This window comes from Actinomycetospora soli, from assembly GCF_021026295.1.
In the GTDB taxonomy this organism is placed as follows: Bacteria; Actinomycetota; Actinomycetes; order Mycobacteriales; family Pseudonocardiaceae; genus Actinomycetospora; species Actinomycetospora soli.
In genome coordinates this window covers 416,642-433,381 of record NZ_JAJNDA010000001.1, presented here as the reverse complement: position 1 = coordinate 433,381, position 16,740 = coordinate 416,642, and the positions used below count along the sequence as shown (strand labels likewise).

The window sequence follows — 16,740 nt, the reverse complement described above, 5'->3', positions numbered from 1 at the left end:
GACGAGATCCTGTCGTGCCGTGCGCAGTGGTCGCTCAGCGAGCACGTCGCGCGGCGGAACAGGATCGTGCGGTGGAGCCGGCCTACCGGAACAGCTCGACGCGCAGCCGGCCGTCCGCGTCGAACAGCTCGCGGCACCCGTCGACGAACTCCGCCCGGGTGCGCGCGGCCAGCTCCGGCCACCGCTCGCGCGGCACGCACAACGGGCCGTCCGACCCGAGGAACGCGTTCATCCCGTGCAGCGCGATCCAGCGCGGGTCGTACGTGCTCGCGGTCGCCGCGTCCCACACCCCGACCCGCTCGACCAGCCCCGGCAGCAGACCCGGCTCGGCGAACGCCCAGCGGTTGATCGGCGGGCCGTGCGCCTCGGTGAGCGCGCCGCAGGCGGCCGACGCGGAGGGGTCGGTGCACCGGTGCGCGTCGAACCGGGCGCGGAGCTGGCCGGCGTAGAACCAGAACGCCCCGGTCTCGCGGTGACCGTCGGCGAACACCACCGACGCCATCGCCATGAGCACCGCCGGGCACCAGCGCTCCGGGGTGGCGAGGACGCGCGCCACCGCCTCGCCCCGGGTGGCGGGCCCCCCGAGCGCGGCCAGGACCGCGAGCTGCTCGGACAGGTCGACCTCGTCGTACTCGCTCATGGCGTCGACCCTGGTCACGGCGTCGCCGTCGGACCTCCGTACGACTACCTACCCTGGAGCCCGTGATCGTCGCCGCCCTCCACGTCGCCCCCGAGCGGAAGGCGCCGACACAGGCCGTGGAGCGCATCGTCTGCGAGGCCGGGCGGGGCGTCGTCGGGGACCGCTACTTCGGCACCCGCCACCGCCACGTCTCCGTGCAGTCGCTCGAGGAGCTCGCCGAGGCGGCGGCGGACCGCGGCGCGCCGGTGCCCGCCGGGGACACCCGCCGCACGGTCACCGTGGACGCGGGACGGGTCCCGACGACGCCCGGCGCGCGCCTCCGGCTCGGGGACGTCGAGCTGGAGGTGGTCCGCAGGGCCGCCCCGTGCCGCGTCCTGGAGACGTCGGTGGGACCCGGCGCCGCCCGGGCGATGCACGACCGGGGCGGCGCGATCTGCCGGGTCCTGACGTCGGGCGTGGTCGAGGTGGGCAGCCCCGTCACCTACTGATCGCGGGCGGCGAGGAGCTGCTCGCGCAGGATGTCCGCGTGCCCCTGGTGCTGGGCGAGCTCGCGCAGGACCTGCAGGTGCACGCCACGGACGGTCCGGCCGCGGTCGAGCCCGTCGTCGGGGGAGAGCCCGACGACGTTGCGGCGCGAGCCCTCGACGATCTCGCGGTAGCGCGCGACCACGCTCGCGACGGTGTCGGTCGCGGCCAGGCCGAACGAGGCGTGCGGGGTGGTGCCGAGGCCGTACCCGGCGCGCGGGGTGCCGGTGATGCCCTCGTGGAAGTACACGACCTCGACGAAGGCGAGGTGCCGGACCAGGCCGAGCAGGGTCGTCCGCGACGGCACGAGCCGTCGCCGGACCTCCTCCTCGGTCAGTCCGTCCAGCGAGGCGACGAGGCGCTGCCGGTGGTCGTCGATCAGCGCGGTGACGGCGTCCAGTTCGCCGGTCGTCGTGGGCATGGACCCGAGCCTGCCGACCCGCCGTCGGGAACGGCAAACGTCCTTGCCGATCCGGCAATCACCGCACCGTCGGGCGAAGTGCGACGACGACCGCCGTCGCCACCACCGCGTGCATCACCATGAGGCCGACGACGTTGGCGACGGTCGCGCCCTGACCGAAGAGCAGCAGGTCGGGGATCCAGGTGAGCGCCAGGACCGCCGGGACGACGACGGGCAGCGCGCGGGGTGCGAGGCGGCGGATGCCGAACCATCCCGCCGTGCCGAGGCCGACGCCCACGACGGTGGCCGGGAGGAACGCGGCGGGCTGCAGGCCCACGCCGATCCCGCCCGCGTCGAGGGTGCTCGCCACGAGCGCGACGACCAGGTTGACCAGGGCGGCCGCGACGAGGGCGACGCCGAGCCGGGCGGGGATCGGGGTGGTGCGGACGGCGGTCGTCATGGCGGGCGCTCCCTCGGGTTGCGTGTGCAACTCGGAGTCTGTGCGAGGTTGCGTGTTAAAGTCAACGCTCGTGGAGGACGAACCGCGCTGGCTCACCGACGAGGAGCGCCCGGCCTGGATCGCGCTGTGCAAGACGCTGATGACGCTGCCGGGCGCGCTGGAGAGCCAGCTGCTGCGCGACGCGGACCTCACGCTGTTCGGCTACATGATCCTGGCGCGGCTCTCGCTGTCCGAGGGCGGCACGAAGCAGATGAGCGACATCGCCGAGATGGCGAACGGCTCGCTCCCACGCACCTCGCACGCCGTCGCCCGGCTCGAGGCCCGGGGGTGGGTGACGCGCACGGTCTGCACCGGGCAGGGCCGGCGGTTCACGGTCGCGACCCTCACCGACGCGGGTCGCGCCCACCTGGAGGCCGCCGCGCCCGCCCACGTGGCGGAGGTGCGGCGCCTCGTCGTCGACCCGCTCGGGGAGGACTTCCTGCGGGTCGGCGGGGCGATCGAGCGGGTCGTGGAGGCGCTCGGTCTCCCTACCGGCTCCCTGCGCTGATCAGCCGCGGACCAGCATCGGTACCGCCAGGTCGCGCAGCGGGCCCGGGAGCGCGAGCCGCTCGCAGGCGTCGAAGTGGTTGCCGCCGTCCTGGGCCAGCACGTCGGTGGGGACGCCCGGCCACGCGTCGACGAGCAGCCGCTGCTGGCGGTCGAACTCCCCGGGCTCGTCCCCGCCGCAGGTCAGGAGCAGGGGTCCGGGGCCGGTCGGGGCCATGTGGACCGGGCCCGCGGCGTGGGCGTCCTGCTCGCTCATCGCCAGCACGTCGTTGAGGTAGGACCGCCGGATCGGCTCGAGGTCGTACAGCCCGCTGATCCCGACGACGGGTCCGACGGTGTCGGCGGGCAGGTCGTGCTCCGCCCAGTCGGTGGCCATCGCCGCGGCGACCAGGTGGCCGCCGGCGGAGTGCCCGACGAGCCCGATGTCGGTGGCCTGCGCGCCCAGATCGGGGGCCCGCCGCGCCAGCTCCGCGATCCCGGCCCGGACGTCCGCGATCACTTCGGCGATCGCCACGTCGGGCACCAGCCGGTAGTCGAGCGACGCGAAGACCGCACCCGCCGTCAGGAAGGGTTCGGCGAGGAAGCCGAAGGTCTCCTTGTCCAGCGCCTGCCAGTAGCCGCCGTGGACGAACACCACCAACGGCGAGGTCCCGCCGCCCGGGGCGGGGGAGTAGACGTCCGCGGCCTGCCGGGGATCGTCGCCGTAGCGGATCGTCAGGGCCGGGTGCTCGCGGCGCAGGGCGTCGCTGCGGGCGAGCCAGTCGGCGATGATCGCGTCCGCGTCGTCCACCTGCGCCCGCGCGTCGTACTGCGCGTCGAGCCATTCCTTCGTCGCCGTCACGTGGTCGGTGTACCCACCCGCGGGGCCGGCCCTGCGGGTCGGTCACGACGCGTGGCGCGCCCGCGGTGGACACGCCCGGCCGCCGACGGCGCCGGAACCGACGCCCTCGGACGCGGACCTGACGGCCGCGAGCGCCACGGCGTGGTCCGCGGGGCACGTCGACCGCGGGTCCTGCCGCGGCCGTGCAGCGACGACGTGGGGTGGCCGGCGCCCGGCCACCTCCCACCCGGGAGGGGCGTCGGAACCCGCGAGCGTCGTTCTCTAGGCTGCCCGGTGACAGGCGCTCGACCCCGTGGCGCGTCGATGCGCAGCGGGAGGTGGGCGGAGTGTCGGGTTCGCTCGACGGTGCGTCGGCTCCCCTGGCGATCCTCCTGGTGGAGGACGACGACGCGGACGCCCTGCTGGTCGCCGAGCACCTCGCCGACGCCGAGATCGCGGGCGGGTTCCGGGCGACGCTGCACCGGGCCCGCACCCTCGCCGAGGCCGACCGGATGCTCGACGGCGTCGAGTGCGTCCTGCTCGACCTCGCCCTGCCCGACGGCGAGGGGCTCGACGCGCTGGCGCACGTGCTGCGGGCGCACGGCGGGCCGGCCGTCGTCGTCCTGACCGGTCGGCACGACCACGAGCTCGGCACCCGCGCCGTCGCCGCGGGCGCGCAGGACTACCTGCTCAAGCACCACGTCGACGGTGCGTCGCTCTCGCGGGCCCTGCGCTACGCGGTCGAGCGGGTGCGGGGTGAGCGGGTCCGCCAGCAGCTCTGGGACGCCCACACCCGCGCCGAGGAGAACGTCCGCCTCGAGCGCGGGCTGCTCCCCACCCCGCTCGTGACCGACCCCGACGTCGCGATCGCCGTGCGCTACGAGCCCGGAGGTGGGCGGCGGCTGCTCGGCGGCGACTTCTACGACGCGGTCGAGGCCTCCGACGGCACCCTGCACGTGGTGATCGGTGACGTCTGCGGCCACGGGCCCGACGAGGCGGCGCTCGGGGTGAACCTGCGGATCGCGTGGCGGACCGTGGTGCTCGCGGAGACCGCCGACACGCAGATGCTGCCCGTCCTCGGGCGCCTGCTCGTCCACGAGCGGGCCCGCACCGGCATCTTCGCCACCCTCGCCGTGCTCACCGTCGACCCCGACCGACGGCGGGCCCGGCTGCGCCTCGCCGGTCACCCGCCGCCCGTCCTGATGGACCTGGGCGGCGAGGTGCAGCCCCTGCCGGTCACCCGGCTCGGGCGCCCGATCGGGATCGTGTCCGACGACCGCTGGGAGGAACTCGAGGTGGCGCTGCCCCCGGGCTGGGCGATGCTGCTCTACACCGACGGGCTCGTGGAGGGCCGGCCGGTCGCCTCCGCGCTGCCCGACGACGACGTGCTCGGCACCGACGGCCTGCTCGCCGTCCTCGAACGCTGCCTGCGCGACGAGCCCGCCGGCGGCCTGGACGCCGCCGGGGCGGAGCGGTTGCTGGACCGGGTCCTGGAGCAGGTCCGCACGCTCACCGTCGAGCGGGCCGACGACGTCGCGGCCGTGCTGGTGGTGTCGGGCCGGTGAGCGCGCGGACCGCCCCCGAGCGCGACCCACTGGCCCGCCGGTCGCTGCACCGCCTGCTCGTCACGGCGGGTGCCGTCGGCGCGCTGCTGCTCGTCGTCGTCGGCGTCGTCACCGGCCTGGCGCTCACCGCCCTCGCCCGCGAGCGGGCGGCCCTGCTGGACCGTGTCGGTCCCGGCGGGCTGGAGCGGGCGAACGCCGCGGCCCGGATGGTGGACGTGGTCGGGCTCGTCGCGCTGCTGGTGCTCGCCGCCGGGCTCGTCGGGCTGCTGCTGTGGCTGCGGCGCGCCGTCGTCCGCCCCACCGAGCAGCTCGCCGCCGCCGTCCGCGACGTGGCCTCCGGGGACCTCGAGCGGCCCATCGGCGTCCGCGGGCCGAAGGAGATCACCTCGCTGAGCCGCGACGTCGACGCGATGCGGCGGTCGCTGCTCGGCGAGATGGCGGCGATCGAGCGGGCGCGCGGCGAGCTCGACGCGCGCGGCCGGGAGCTGGAGCGCTCGAACTCCGACCTCGAGCAGTTCGCGTACGTCGCCTCGCACGACCTGCAGGAGCCGCTGCGCAAGGTCACGAGCTTCTGCCAGCTGCTGCAGCGTCGCTACGGCGGGCAGCTCGACGAGCGGGCCGACCAGTACATCGAGTTCGCCGTCGACGGCGCCAAGCGGATGCAGGTGCTGATCAACGACCTGCTCGCGTTCTCCCGGGTCGGGCGGGCGGACGGCCCGGTCGAGGAGCTCGACTGCGGGGACCTGCTCGACCGGGCGGTGCGCAACCTCGCCGGCTCGCTCGAGGAGACCGGGGGCGAGATCACCCGCGACGAGCTGCCGCGAATCCACGCCGAACCGGCCCTGCTCACCACCGTCTTCCAGAACCTGCTCGGCAACGCGCTCAAGTTCCACGGCGACGACGCCCCGCGGGTCCACGTGGGCGCGCAGCGCGACGGGGACCGCTGGCTGCTGCGGTTCACCGACAACGGGATCGGGATCGACGCGGAGTACGCCGAGCAGATCTTCACGATCTTCCAGCGCCTGCACGGCAAGTCGACCTACCCGGGCACCGGCATCGGCCTCGCCATGTGCCGCAAGATCGTCGAGCACCACGACGGGACGATCTGGCTCGAGGACACCCCCGGGCCCGGGAGCACCTTCGTCGTGGCCCTGCCCGCCCTGGACCACCCCACCGAGGAGAACCACCGTGACGACGCCGCCTGACGAGATCGACGTGCTGCTGGTCGAGGACGACGAGGGCGACGTCCTCATGACCCGCGAGGCGTTCGAGCACCACAAGCTGCGCAACACCCTGCACGTGGTCTCCGACGGCGTGGAGGCGCTGGAGTTCCTGCGCCGCGAGGGCGCGCACGCCGACGCCCCCCGGCCGGGCCTGATCCTGCTCGACCTCAACCTGCCGCGGAAGGACGGCCGGCAGGTGCTGGAGGAGATCAAGTCCGACGAGACGCTGCGGGCGATCCCGGTGGTCGTGCTCACCACCTCGCAGGCCGAGGAGGACATCCTGCGCAGCTACGACCTGCACGCCAACGCCTACGTCGCCAAGCCCGTCGACTTCGAGCGCTTCATCGACATCATCCGGCAGATCGACGACTTCTTCGTGACGGTGGTGAAGCTCCCGCGCTGAGGAGCACCCGTGACCTCTAAGGTGTCGGACGTGCTCCACACCGCCGTGCTCGAGCCCGTGCGTGACGAGTTCTGGCCCAGTCGCCGGATCGACGCGTTCGACGAGTTCTGTCGTCGCTGAGACGCTGTCCGACCCGTCGTCCGTCACCCGTCAGAACCCACGTACCCAGGAGTCACCCAGCATGACCACCCCCGAGGACCTCGCCGCCAACTGGTCGTTCGAGACCAAGCAGATCCACTCCGGCGCGCAGCCCGACCCGGCCACCAACGCCCGGGCGACGCCGATCTACCAGACGACGTCCTACGTCTTCCGCGACACCCAGCACGGCGCCGACCTGTTCTCGCTGGCCGAGCCGGGCAACATCTACACGCGGATCATGAACCCGACGCAGGACGTCTTCGAGCAGCGCCTCGCCGCGCTCGAGGGCGGCGTCGCCGCGCTCGCGTTCGCCTCCGGTTCGGCCGCCACCACCGCGGCGATCCTCAACATCGCGAACTCCGGCGACCACTTCGTGTCCAGCCCGAGCCTCTACGGCGGCACGTACAACCTGTTCCACTACACGCTGCCCAAGCTGGGCGTCGAGGTCACGTTCGTCGAGGACCAGGACGACCTCGAGCAGTGGCGCAACGCCGTGCGGCCGAACACCAAGCTGTTCTTCGCCGAGACGATCGCCAACCCGGGCTCGAACGTCCTCGACATCTCCGGGGTCGCCGGTGTCGCGCACGAGATCGGCGTGCCGCTGCTCGTCGACAACACCGTGCCGACGCCCTACCTGCTGCGCCCGATCGAGCACGGCGCCGACATCGTCATCCACTCGGCCACCAAGTACCTCGGCGGCCACGGCACCACCGTCGCGGGCATCGTCGTCGACGGCGGCACGTTCGACTTCGGCGCCCACGGCGACCGCTTCCCCGGCTTCACGGAGCCCGACCCGAGCTACCACGGCCTGAAGTTCTGGGAGGCCCTCGGCCCGGGCGCCTACGCCGCGAAGCTGCGCGTGCAGCTGCTGCGCGACACCGGCGCGGCGATCGCCCCGTTCAACTCCTTCCTGATCATCCAGGGCATCGAGACGCTCTCGCTGCGCATGGAGCGCCACGTCGAGAACGCCCAGGCCCTGGCCGAGTGGCTCGAGGCGCGCGACGAGGTCGAGAAGGTCTACTACGCGGGCCTGCCCTCGAGCCCCTGGTACGAGGCCGGCCGGAAGTACCTGCCCCAGGGTGTCGGCGCGATCGTGTCGTTCGAGCTGCGGGGCGGGGTCGAGGCGGGCCGCGCGTTCGTCGACGGCACGAGCCTGCACTCGCAGCTGGTCAACATCGGTGACGTGCGCTCGCTGATCGCCCACCCGGCGTCGACCACGCACAGCCAGCTCTCGGAGAACGAGCAGGAGTCCAGCGGCGTGACCCCCGGCCTGGTGCGCCTCGCCGTCGGGATCGAGAACGTCGAGGACCTCAAGGCCGACCTCGAGGCAGGGTTCACCGCGGCGAAGTCGAAGACTGCGTGACGGACTCCTCGGTCGAGCTCCGCTCCGCTGCGTCTCCGGTGCTCCTCCCCGGCGGTGTGCCGGCCGGATCGCCGGGACCTCGTCCCGACGACGGATCGGTGCCGGTCCTCCCTCCCGCCACCGGTGCGTGGCGGGAGGGTGACCCGGTCGGCGGCCGCCGCTTCGTGACGCTGCCCGACCCGCTCCCGCTCGAGAGCGGTGCGGCGCTGCCCGACGTCACGGTGGCCTACGAGTCCTGGGGCACCTACGACGGCTCCAACGCGATCCTCGTCCTGCACGCCCTCACGGGGGACTCGCACGTCGTGGGGACGACGGGGCTCGGGCACCCGACGCCCGGCTGGTGGGCGGGGATCATCGGGCCGGGCCTGACGATCGACACCGACCGCTGGTACGTCGTCGCCCCCAACGTCCTCGGCGGGTGCCAGGGGACCACCGGGCCGGCGTCGACGGCGCCGGACGGCCGGGCGTGGGGCTCCCGCTTCCCGCGCACGAGCGTGCGGGACCAGGTCGCCCTCGAGGTCCGGCTCGCCGACCAGCTCGGCATCGGCTCGTGGGCGGCCGTGCTCGGCGGGTCGATGGGCGGCATGCGGGCGGTCGAGTGGGCCGTGACCCACCCCGAGCGCGTGGAGCGGCTGCTGCTGCTCGCGTGCTGCGCGGCGGCGTCGGCGGACCAGATCGCCTGGGCGTCACCGCAGCTCGCCGCGATCCGCGAGGACCCGAACTGGTGCGGCGGCGACTACCACGACCGCGGGCGCGGGCAGGGGCCGCACGTCGGCCTCGGGGTGGCGCGGCGCATCGCCCACGCCACCTACCGCACCGCCGAGGAGCTGGACACCCGCTTCGGGCGCCGGCCGCAGCCGGGCGAGGACCCCTACGACGCGACCGCCCCCGGACGGTTCGCCGTCGAGTCCTACCTCGACCACCACGCCGAGAAGCTGGTCCACCGGTTCGACGCCGGGTCCTACGTGGCGCTGACGGCCGCGATGAACGGCCACGACGTCTCCCGGGGCCGCGGCACGATGGCCGAGGCCCTCGGGCGGGTCACCGCGCGCACCGTCGTCGCGGGGTCGACGACCGACCGGCTCTACCCGCTGGCGCAGCAGGAGGAGCTGGCCGAGCTCATCCCGGGCGCCGGCCCGGTGGAACGCATCGAGTCGCCCTACGGGCACGACGCCTTCCTCATCGAGACGCGGCGCCTCGCGGAGATCCTGTCGACCCTGTTGGGGTGAGGGGCGCGAACGGCTCGACCGACCCGGCGTCGTGGATGCGGTCCAGCAGATCCTTCACGACCGCGTCGGCGAGCCGGTAGCGCACGACCCGCCCGTCGCGGTGGGCGCTGACCAGGTTCTGCGCGCGCAGCAGCCGCAGGGCCTGGCTCGTCGTGGAGTCCTTGAGGCCGGCCGCCAGCGCGAGGTCGGACACGCAGATCTCGCCGACCTCGTGGATGCAGAGCAGCAGCGTCAGCCGCGTGGGGTCGGCCAGCAGCGCGAAGCGCGACACCCACCCGTGCATCGTCGCCGCGTCCGGCAGCGCCTCGACCGCCGCGCAGACGCGGTGGTCGCCGTCGACGCCGACGGCGTCCGGATCCCCGGTGAGGTGCACGGGCGGGAGTATCCCACGGGGCCCGGGTCGCGGCGCCGGACGTCAGCGGTGGCACACGGCGGACGTCGAGCGTCAGCGGCGGCACACGGTCGTCGGATCGAGGTGGCCCCGGTAGCGTGCCGGGACGTGACGGCGGAACCGGCGACGCCCGCGCTCACCCCGGTCGTGCCGCCGTTCCGCGGGAACCTGCTCGGCGAGGCCCGGTTCCAGGTCGAGTTCCTCGGGCTGCTCGCGTCCGGGGTGTACCGGGGCCAGGGCGTCCGGCCCGGGGCCGACGACCCGGTGCTGACGGTGCCCGGCTTCCTCGCGGGCGACGCCTCGCTCGCGGTGCTGCGGACCTGGCTGCGCCGGTGCGGGTACCGCGCCTACCGGTCGGGGATCGCCTGGAACGTCGACTGCTCCGAGGCCGCGGTGCGGCGCCTGGACCGTCGGCTCGCGGACGTCGCCGAGCGCTCGGGGCGGCCCGTGACGGTGATCGGACACAGCCGGGGCGGTCTCCTGGCGCACGCGGTGGCCGCCCGACGGCCGAGCCGGGTCCGGCGCGTGATCACCCTCGGCAGCCCGCTGTCGTCCCCGTTCGACGCCTCCGTGCTCACCCTCGCGGCGGTCGGCGGCGCCCGGCTCGGCCAGAACCTGCTGCGCCCCGCCCGGCCGCAGTGCCTCACCGTGGACTGCCCGTGCGCCTTCGGCCGGGACCTGCGCGAGCCGCCGCCCGTGCCGCTCACCAGCATCCGGACGGTGGAGGACGGCATCGTGCGCCCGGAGTCGTGCCTGGTCGACGGGGCGGAGAACGTCGCGGTGCGGGGGAGTCACATCGGGCTCTGCGTGAACGCGGACGTGTACTCCCACATCGCGCGTCTGCTCGCCTGATGCGGGGTACCTACGCATCCATGGCCCCCTGGACCTCCGCCGACATCCCCGACCAGACCGGCCGCACGTTCGTCGTGACCGGGGCGAACTCCGGGCTCGGACTCGTCGCCGCCGCCGAACTCGTGGCCCACGGCGCGCACGTGGTGCTGGCCTGCCGCAACACCGACAAGGGCGAGCAGGCCGCGGCGCGGATCGCGCAGAGCGGCGGCCCGGGCACCACCGCCGTCGAGGAGCTCGACCTCGCCGACCTCGCCTCCGTGCACAAGTTCGCCGCGCGGCTCGACGGGCCGGTCGACGTGCTGATCAACAACGCCGGGCTCATGGCGATCCCGTTCCAGCGCACCGTCGACGGCTTCGAGATGCAGTTCGGCACCAACGTCCTCGGCCACGTCGCGCTGACCGGCCTGCTGCTCGACCGGCTCACCGACCGCGTGGTGACGCTGTCCAGCCAGGCGCACCGGCTCGGGTCGATCCGGCTCGACGACCTGAACTGGGAGCGCCGCCGCTACCAGCGCTGGCTCGCCTACGGCCAGTCCAAGCTCGCGGACCTGATGTTCGCCTACGAGCTCGAGCGCCGCTTCGTCGCGGCCGGCTCGTCGCTGCGCTCCATGGCCGCGCACCCGGGCTACAGCGCGACCAACCTCCAGTCGCGCACCGAGTCGTTCCAGGACGCCGTGATGGGCGTGCTCAACCGGATCGTCGCGCAGGGCCCGGAGATGGGCGCGCTGCCCGAGCTGTACGCCGCGACGGTGCCGGACCTGCCCGGCGGCGTCTACATCGGCCCGGACGGCCCGGCGGAGTCGTGGGGCCACCCCATCCCGGTCGGCTCGACGGCCGCCTCGCACGACCGCGAGGTCCAGAAGGCCCTCGTCCGGGCGTGCGAGGAGCTGACCGGCGTCACCGTCTCCGTGGGGTGATGCGGCCGTTCGAGGGATGAAGCGCCCAGAACGCCGCCCGAGCGTCGCACCGTCAGCTCGATTGGGCATGATCGGCGCGTGAGCGATCGAGCGGAGCACGGCGGTGAGACGGCGGACGACCCGACCCCGCTGGCCACCCTGCGCCGGCTCGTCGACGAGAAGGCCCCGCTCGCCCCGGTCCACGCCGCGACGCACGCGCGGCTGACGCGGATCGAGCGGGGCTGCGCCGAGGCGCGGATGCCCACGACGATCGGTGACGGGCTGCTCGAGTCGCTGCTCATCCTCGCCGACTTCGTGCTCGGGGTGTCCTACTCGAGCAGCCTGCGCGCGGGCGACCGCATCGTGACGGTGCGGCTCGCGGTCCAGCTGCTCGGCCGCCCGCTGCCGGGGGAGGAGCTCGGGGCCACGGGCACCCTCGACGACGCGAGCAACGGCGTCGGCCTGAGCTCGGCGACGATCACCGACCGGGACGGGAACACCGTCGCCCGCTGCGTCGGGCGGAACGCCGTGCTCACCGACGGGCTGGCCGAGCAGTACGGGCGGACCGCACCGCACTGGTCGAACCGGCCCTCGGGCTGGCGGCTGCTCATGCCGCACCGCGGGGAGGACCCGACCCGCGACGGCACGACGATGATCGCCCACCCCGACCCCGCGACCCGGAACTCCGCGGGCGTGGTGCAGGGCGGCGCGCTCGCGGGCCTGGCCGCCCGGGGCCTCGCGCACGCGCTCGACGTCATCCCGGACGACTTCGCGATCAGCTTCGTGCGCTCGGTGCGCCCGGGGGACCACCCGGTGATGTGCCGGGTCGTCGTGGAGCACCGCGGCCGGCGCATGCGGGTCGGGCGGGCCGAGCTGGTCGACGACCGAGGGCGGCTGCTCGCCACCGCCCAGGGGACGTCCTTCCGGCACTGACCGCGGCGTCGCCCGGCGACGATGGCGCGCTGCACGCACCGGGTGGGAGCAGCGGGACATCGTCGACGGCGGGGTCGACGGAGGCGCCGTGGCCCGACCCGCGCCGTCCCGTCGTCGGGAATCCCCCCATGGACAGTCGACAGTTGCTCGACCTAGCGTGACGTGGCTGACACTCATCGTGGAGGAGAGCTCGTGAGCAGGCTGCGTTTCGGCACGTTCCTCGCCCCGTTCCACCGCGCCGGGGAGAACCCGACGCTCGCGCTGCAGCGCGACCTGGAACTGATCGAACACCTGGACGCCCTCGGTGTCGACGAGGCCTGGATCGGCGAACACCACTCCGCCGGCAGCGAGATCATCGCCTCGCCCGAGATCTTCATCGCGGCCGCGGCGGAGCGCACGAAGCGCATCAGGCTCGGCACGGGCGTGACGTCGGCGGCGTACCACAACCCGCTGTGGGTGGCCGACCGCATGGTGCTGCTCGACCACCTCACCCGCGGCCGGACGATGCTCGGCGTCGGGCCGGGCTCGCTGCCCAGCGACTCGTCGATGATCGGGCTGAACCCGACCGACACGCGCGAGCTGCTCGACGTCAACCTCGACATCATCATGCGGCTGCTGGCCGGCGAGACGGTCACCGCACAGACGAAGACCCACAACCTCGTGGAGGCCCGCCTCCAGCTGCGGCCCTTCACCGAGCCGTGCTTCGACATCGTCGTCGCCGCGGTCGCCTCGCCGACCGGGCCGCGCATGGCCGGTCGCCACGGCGTGGGCCTGCTCAACATCGGCGCGACGATGACACAGGACGGCTTCGACGCCCTGGCCCACCACTGGAACGTCGTCAAGGAGCGCGCCGAGCACTACGGCCAGCCCGAGCCCGACCGGGACAAGTGGCGCCTCGTCGGTCTCATGCACATCGCGGAGACCAAGGAGCAGGCCTACCGCGACGTGGAGTACGGCATCGAGTCGTGGTTCCGGTACTTCCAGAAGACGGCGGCGTTCCCGCAGATGGCGGTCGAGGGCGGCGACGTCAAGGAGATGATCGACTTCATCAACGAGGCCGGCATCGGCGCCATCGGCACCCCGGAGGACGCCCGCGCCCAGGTGCAGCGGCTCGCCGACCAGTCCGGCGGGTTCGGCGCGATGCTGCTGCTCGGGCACGAGTGGGCCAACCCGGAGGCGACGAAGCGGTCCTGGGAGCTGCTCGCCCAGTACGTCATGCCGCACTTCCAGGGCCGGACCTGGGGCGGGGTGTCGCACGCCGAGTCCACCCAGCAGGCCAAGGAGCGCGCGGGCCTCAAGCGCGACGAGTACGCGGCCACGCAGCTCTCCGCCGTCGAGCACATGACGCAGAAGTACGCCGACGAGGTGGCGTCGAAGGGCTGAGCACGCCGGGCGCGGGCGCCGGGAGAACCGGCACCGTCGAGCCGGGACACCCGCGGTGATCGTCACGCCCGCCGCGGGTGGCCCGGCCGTTAGGGTGGCACCGTGCCTCGCCCGACCGGACCGGCTGCCCGCGCCTCGTGACCGTCACCGTCGTCGGCATCGGCGCCGACGGGTGGCCCGGACTCGCCCCGCCCGCGCGCACGGCCTGTGAGAAGGCGTCCGTCGTGCTCGGGGCGCCGCGCCAGCTCGACCTGCTGCCCGCCACGCTCGGCGCCCGCCGCGAGGAGTGGCCGGCGCCGATGATGCCGTCGCTGCCGAGCCTGCTCGACCGGCTCGGCGGCGAGGAGCTCGTCGTCCTGGCCAGCGGCGACCCGATGTTCTTCGGCATCGGGACCAGCATCCTGCGGCTGCGGCCCGACGCGACCGTGGTGCCGCACCCGTCGTCGGTCGCGCTCGCCTGCGCCCGTCTGGGCTGGGCCGAGCAGGACACGGTCGTCGTGTCGGCGGTCGGGCGCCCGCTCGAGGCCGTCCGCGCGGCGCTCGCGCCCCGCCGCCGGCTGCTGGTGCTCGCCGACTCCGGCACCCTGCCCGGCCGCCTCGCCGCGCTGCTCGTCGGCGCCGGCTACGGCGAGGCCCGGCTCAGCGTGCTGGGCTCGCTCGGCGCCGAGCACGAGTCGCGCGTCGACGGCGTCGCCGCGAGCTGGAACGCCCCGGACACCGACCCGCTCGCCGTCGTCGCCGTCGACTGCCCCGCCCTTCCCGACGACGGGTGGCTCGGCCGGGCCCCCGGCCTCCCCGACGACGCGTACACCCACGACGGCCAGCTGACGAAGGCCGAGATGCGCGCGCTGTCGGTGGCGGCGCTGCGACCGCTGCCCGGGCAGCTGCTGTGGGACGTCGGCGGGGGAGCGGGCTCGATCGGCATCGAGTGGTGCCGGGCCGAGCCGACGGCGCGCGCGATCGCCGTCGAGTCCCGCGAGGACCGGGCCGCGCGGATCGGCGAGAACGCGGCGGCGCTCGGGGTGCCCGGGGTGCGGGTCGTCCCGGGCCGGGCGCCCGAGGTGCTCGCCGGGCTCGACGCCCCCGACGCCGTCTTCGTCGGCGGCGGTGTGTCCGCGCCCGGCATGCTCGAGGCCTGCCGGCGGGCGCTGCGCCCGGGCGGGCGGCTCGTGGCGAACGCGGTGACCCTCGAGGGCGAGGCGGCCCTCGCGGCGGCGCGCGCCGAGTACGGCGGCGAGGTCCGGCGGATCGCCGTGTCCCGGGGGCGTCCGGTCGGGCGCTACCTGGGCTGGAAGGCCCTCGCGCCCGTCACCCAGTGGGTGCTGCACGTGGGCGCGCGCAGCGTCAGCGGTGGCACACGGCCGACACCCGACGTCAGTGGTGTGCCACCGCTGACCCCGCCCCCCTGGAGGCAGCAGTGACCGTCCGCTTCGTCGGCGCGGGCCCCGGCGCGGCCGACCTCATCACCGTCCGCGGGCTCCGGGCCATCGCGACGAGCCCGGTGTGCCTCTACGCCGGGTCCCTCGTCCCCGAGGACCTGCTCGCGCAGTGTCCGCCGCACGCCCACAAGGTCGACACCGCGCGCCTGACCCTCGACGAGATCGTCGCCGAACTGGTCGCCGCGGACGCCGCCGGGCACGACGTCGCCCGCCTGTGCTCCGGCGACCCGGCCGTGTTCTCCGCGGTCGCCGAGCAGACCCGCCGGCTCGACGAGGCCGGGATCGCCTGGGAGATCGTGCCCGGCGTCCCCGCGTTCTCCGCCGCCGCGGCGGCACTGCGCACCGAGCTGACCGTGCCCGGCGTCGGGCAGTCCGTGGTGCTCACCCGCGACGCGGCGAACGCGACGCCGATGCCCGCGGGCGAGTCCCTCGACGTCTGGGCCGCCACCGGCGGGACGCTCGTGCTGCACCTGGCCGTGCAGCGGTGCGCGGAGGTCGTCGCGACCCTGCTCGAGCACCGCCCGCCGCACGAGCCGGTCGCCGTGGTCGCCCGGGCGTCTCGGGCCGACGAGCTCGTGCTGCGCGGCACCCTCGCCGACATCGCCGGGCAGGTCGAGGCCGCGGGGGTGCGCCGGACCGCGGTGATCGTGGTCGGACCCGTCGTCGGGCAGGACGCCGGGTGCGAATCGCACCTCTACTCGGCGCAGCGCGTTCGTCCGTGAGCGAGCAGGCCGGCGGGGTCGAACGACCCTTTCGTCCCGGATCGCGGCGCGTGCTCGTCCTCGGCGGCACCGCCGAGGCGCGCGAACTCGCCGACACCCTGACCACCCGCGGCCACCACGTCACCACCTCGCTCGCCGGGCGCACCCGGGACCCGCGGCTGCCCGCCGGCGAGGTCCGCAGCGGCGGGTTCGGCGGCGCCGAGGGGCTCGCCGCCGCCCTGCGCCACATCGACCTGCTCGTCGACGCCACCCACCCCTTCGCCGCGCGCATGACCGACCACGCCGCCCGGGCCGCCGCCGCCACCGGCGTCCCCTGGGTGGTGCTCCGGCGGCCCGGCTGGAGCGCGCAGCCGGGCGACCGCTGGGCCCGCGTCCCGACGACGGGTGCGGCGGCCGGGGCGCTCGGCGACGCCGGGAGCGTGTTCCTCGCGATCGGGCGCCAGGGCGTGCACCACTTCGCGGCGCTCGAGCAGGTCCGGCTCGTGCGCGCCATCGAGCCGCCCGACGTGCTCCCGCCGCACGCCCACCTGGTCCTGGCGCGCGGCCCGTTCGCCCTCGACGACGAACGGGCCCTGCTCGCGGAGCACCGCATCGACACGATCGTCGCCAAGGACTCGGGTGGGGCGACGGAGGCGAAGCTGGTCGCGGCCCGGGAGGCGGGCGTCGTCGTCGTGCTGGTGGATCGCCCTGCGCCGCCCGGGGGAGCGGAGATCGTCAGCAGCGCGGACGCCGCCGCAGGCTGGGTGGAGAGCACACCGAACTGACGGGTCGGTGTGTCCGGCGCCCACGGTGCTCGGCCTCACGACCGCCCT

General features: G+C 74.7%; 19 protein-coding genes. 14 read left to right on the top strand and 5 right to left on the bottom strand.

Going from position 1 to position 16,740, the window contains the following annotated elements:
* Window positions 1-82: 82 nt before the first annotated feature.
* Entirely contained in the window at window positions 83-640 is a 558-nt protein-coding gene (locus LN037_RS02115) for a hypothetical protein (protein WP_230749346.1), read from the bottom strand.
* Window positions 641-702: 62 nt separating this feature from the next.
* Here LN037_RS02115 and LN037_RS02110 point away from each other — a divergent pair, with 62 nt between their 5' ends.
* A complete protein-coding gene (locus LN037_RS02110; RefSeq protein ID WP_230749344.1) occupies window positions 703-1,128 on the top strand; it encodes an MOSC domain-containing protein in 426 nt (141 codons plus the stop codon).
* On the opposite strand, the gene LN037_RS02105 is transcribed toward LN037_RS02110, so the two are convergent.
* Window positions 1,122-1,586, bottom strand: a complete 465-nt coding sequence (locus LN037_RS02105) for a DinB family protein (protein WP_230749342.1) — start codon at window positions 1,584-1,586, stop codon at window positions 1,122-1,124. The genes LN037_RS02110 and LN037_RS02105 overlap by 7 nt on opposite strands.
* Window positions 1,587-1,644: 58 nt before the next feature.
* A complete protein-coding gene (locus tag LN037_RS02100) occupies window positions 1,645-2,025 on the bottom strand; it encodes a DUF6069 family protein (protein WP_230749340.1) in 381 nt (126 codons plus the stop codon).
* A 70-nt stretch (window positions 2,026-2,095) separates the two neighbouring features.
* Between LN037_RS02100 and LN037_RS02095 the strand changes: the two genes are divergently transcribed.
* Complete coding sequence (locus LN037_RS02095) at window positions 2,096-2,572, top strand: MarR family winged helix-turn-helix transcriptional regulator (protein WP_230749338.1); 477 nt, start codon at window positions 2,096-2,098, stop codon at window positions 2,570-2,572.
* Here the strand turns inward: LN037_RS02095 and LN037_RS02090 are convergent, their stop codons facing one another.
* On the bottom strand, window positions 2,573-3,412 hold the full coding sequence (locus tag LN037_RS02090; RefSeq protein ID WP_230749336.1) for an alpha/beta hydrolase: 840 nt from the start codon (window positions 3,410-3,412) through the stop codon (window positions 2,573-2,575).
* 326 nt (window positions 3,413-3,738) lie between these two features.
* Here LN037_RS02090 and LN037_RS02085 point away from each other — a divergent pair, with 326 nt between their 5' ends.
* From LN037_RS02085 to metX, 5 genes are all read left to right on the top strand, one after another.
* On the top strand, window positions 3,739-4,956 hold the full coding sequence (locus LN037_RS02085) for a PP2C family protein-serine/threonine phosphatase (RefSeq protein WP_230749335.1): 1,218 nt from the start codon (window positions 3,739-3,741) through the stop codon (window positions 4,954-4,956).
* The gene (locus LN037_RS02080) at window positions 4,953-6,161 is read left to right on the top strand and encodes a sensor histidine kinase (RefSeq protein ID WP_230749333.1); all 1,209 of its coding nucleotides are present in this window, start codon (window positions 4,953-4,955) and stop codon (window positions 6,159-6,161) included. Before LN037_RS02085 ends, LN037_RS02080 begins: the two co-directional genes overlap by 4 nt.
* Entirely contained in the window at window positions 6,145-6,582 is a 438-nt protein-coding gene (locus tag LN037_RS02075) for a response regulator (protein WP_230749331.1), read from the top strand. Before LN037_RS02080 ends, LN037_RS02075 begins: the two co-directional genes overlap by 17 nt.
* A gap of 181 nt (window positions 6,583-6,763) precedes the next feature.
* The gene (locus LN037_RS02070; protein WP_230749329.1) at window positions 6,764-8,083 is read left to right on the top strand and encodes a bifunctional o-acetylhomoserine/o-acetylserine sulfhydrylase; all 1,320 of its coding nucleotides are present in this window, start codon (window positions 6,764-6,766) and stop codon (window positions 8,081-8,083) included.
* A 98-nt stretch (window positions 8,084-8,181) separates the two neighbouring features.
* Complete coding sequence (gene metX / locus LN037_RS02065) at window positions 8,182-9,312, top strand: homoserine O-acetyltransferase MetX (RefSeq protein WP_230749326.1); 1,131 nt, start codon at window positions 8,182-8,184, stop codon at window positions 9,310-9,312.
* On the opposite strand, the gene LN037_RS02060 is transcribed toward metX, so the two are convergent.
* A complete protein-coding gene (locus LN037_RS02060; RefSeq protein WP_308286089.1) occupies window positions 9,263-9,685 on the bottom strand; it encodes an ArsR/SmtB family transcription factor in 423 nt (140 codons plus the stop codon). The genes metX and LN037_RS02060 overlap by 50 nt on opposite strands.
* 126 nt (window positions 9,686-9,811) lie before the next feature.
* Between LN037_RS02060 and LN037_RS02055 the strand changes: the two genes are divergently transcribed.
* The 7 genes from LN037_RS02055 to LN037_RS02025 all read left to right on the top strand — a co-directional run bounded on the left by LN037_RS02055 (window position 9,812) and on the right by LN037_RS02025 (window position 16,692).
* Window positions 9,812-10,555 carry an esterase/lipase family protein gene (locus LN037_RS02055; protein ID WP_230749324.1) on the top strand — a complete coding sequence of 248 codons (744 nt, stop codon included), beginning with the start codon at window positions 9,812-9,814 and terminating at the stop codon, window positions 10,553-10,555.
* A gap of 20 nt (window positions 10,556-10,575) precedes the next feature.
* On the top strand, window positions 10,576-11,472 hold the full coding sequence (locus tag LN037_RS02050) for an oxidoreductase (RefSeq protein ID WP_230749322.1): 897 nt from the start codon (window positions 10,576-10,578) through the stop codon (window positions 11,470-11,472).
* Between the two features lie 78 nt (window positions 11,473-11,550).
* Window positions 11,551-12,384 (top strand): PaaI family thioesterase, encoded by an 834-nt coding sequence (locus tag LN037_RS33295; RefSeq protein WP_230749319.1) that lies wholly within the window; start codon window positions 11,551-11,553, stop codon window positions 12,382-12,384.
* 192 nt (window positions 12,385-12,576) lie between these two features.
* Entirely contained in the window at window positions 12,577-13,767 is a 1,191-nt protein-coding gene (locus LN037_RS02040) for an LLM class flavin-dependent oxidoreductase (protein WP_230749316.1), read from the top strand.
* Window positions 13,768-13,904: 137 nt separating this feature from the next.
* Window positions 13,905-15,188, top strand: coding sequence for a precorrin-6y C5,15-methyltransferase (decarboxylating) subunit CbiE (gene cbiE / locus LN037_RS02035; protein WP_230749314.1), 1,284 nt, complete (start codon window positions 13,905-13,907; stop codon window positions 15,186-15,188).
* The gene (cobM, locus tag LN037_RS02030) at window positions 15,185-15,928 is read left to right on the top strand and encodes a precorrin-4 C(11)-methyltransferase (protein WP_230749312.1); all 744 of its coding nucleotides are present in this window, start codon (window positions 15,185-15,187) and stop codon (window positions 15,926-15,928) included. The genes cbiE and cobM overlap by 4 nt, the downstream gene beginning before the upstream one ends.
* The gene (locus LN037_RS02025; protein WP_230749310.1) at window positions 15,925-16,692 is read left to right on the top strand and encodes a cobalt-precorrin-6A reductase; all 768 of its coding nucleotides are present in this window, start codon (window positions 15,925-15,927) and stop codon (window positions 16,690-16,692) included. Before cobM ends, LN037_RS02025 begins: the two co-directional genes overlap by 4 nt.
* Window positions 16,693-16,740 lie beyond the last annotated feature (48 nt).

Bases quoted from the DNA above. Each gene is read 5' to 3' on its own strand.
- LN037_RS02115 (WP_230749346.1), bottom strand. From the start codon at position 640: ATGAGCGAGTACGACGAGGTCGACCTGTCCGAGCAGCTCGCGGTCCTG.
- LN037_RS02105 (WP_230749342.1), bottom strand. From the start codon at position 1,586: ATGCCCACGACGACCGGCGAACTGGACGCCGTCACCGCGCTGATCGAC.
- LN037_RS02100 (WP_230749340.1), bottom strand. From the start codon at position 2,025: ATGACGACCGCCGTCCGCACCACCCCGATCCCCGCCCGGCTCGGCGTC.
- LN037_RS02070 (WP_230749329.1), top strand. From the start codon at position 6,764: ATGACCACCCCCGAGGACCTCGCCGCCAACTGGTCGTTCGAGACCAAG.
- LN037_RS02050 (WP_230749322.1), top strand. From the start codon at position 10,576: ATGGCCCCCTGGACCTCCGCCGACATCCCCGACCAGACCGGCCGCACG.